The following is a 1,112-nucleotide window of genomic DNA, read 5'->3' as shown; positions in this document are numbered from 1 at the left end:
TGTACTGACCGGGCACGTTGGTTGAGAAAGTGTGACGACACGCGGTGAGTGTGGTTGATGGGTGAAGACCTCCCGGCGTGGAGTGGAGCTGTCTAGGAACCGCTCCAACGACCAGGAGGTCTTCGTGTCCCACGCTAACGCTGCTTTGACCCCGCGTGCCCGTTTACGACTGGCGCGCCTGATAGTGGATGACGGCTGGCCAGTGGCGCGGGCCGCGGAGCTGTTCCAGGTCGCGTGGCCAACTGCGAAACGCTGGGCCGAGCGCTATCGCGAGCTCGGTGAGGCCGGCATGGCCGACCGGTCATCGCGCCCACGCCGCCAGCCGAATCGGACACCACCACGCGTAGTGCGCCGGATCGTCAGCCTGCGACGCCGGCACCGGCTCGGCCCCGTGCAACTCGCCGACCACACCGGCGTACCTGCTTCGACCGTGCACGCCGTATTGACCCGGTGCCGGCTGAACCGCCTGTCCCATCTCGACCGGCACACCGGCGAGCCGATCCGCCGCTACGAACACCCCCACCCCGGCGACATGCTGCACGTCGACGTGAAGAAACTCGGCAACATCCCCGACGGCGGCGGCTGGCGGTACCTCGGCCGCGCACAGGGCCTGAAGAACCGGGCCGCCACACCCGGCAAACCAGCCAACCGCCATTCCAACAACAAGATGGGGACGGCGTTCGTCCACACCGTCCTCGACGACCACTCCCGCGTCGCCTACGCCGAAATCCACGACGACGAAACCGCCGCCACCGCGACCGCCGTACTCCGCAACGCCGTGGCCTGGTTCACCGACCGCGGCATCACCGTCCAGCGCGTCTTGTCAGACAACGGCTCGGCCTACCGCTCAAACCTCTGGCACGACACCTGCACCGCACTCGGCATCACACCCAAACACACCCGGCCCTACCGCCCCCAAACCAACGGCAAAATCGAGAGATTCCACCGCACCCTCGCCGACGGCTGGGCCTTTAAACAGCTCTACCCCACCGAACAAGCCCGCCGCGACGCACTACCCGCCTGGCTCCACCACTACAACCACCACCGACCCCACACCGCCACCAACAAACTCCCACCCATCACCCGCCTAACCAACCTCCCTGGGCAGTACA

The 1,112-nt window shown here is 66.7% G+C and carries 1 protein-coding gene; it reads left to right on the top strand.

Annotated elements, in window-relative coordinates; translation table 11 throughout:
• Positions 1-124: 124 nt before the first annotated feature.
• The coding region (locus tag ACIA58_RS41505; protein WP_396409387.1) for an IS481 family transposase at positions 125-1,112 on the top strand (988 nt) is incomplete at its 3' end.

This window comes from Kribbella sp. NPDC051586, from assembly GCF_044453965.1.
Lineage (GTDB): Bacteria > Actinomycetota > Actinomycetes > Propionibacteriales > Kribbellaceae > Kribbella.
The sequence above is the reverse complement of the archived record's forward strand: the minus strand, read 5'-3'. Positions and strand labels throughout refer to the sequence as shown.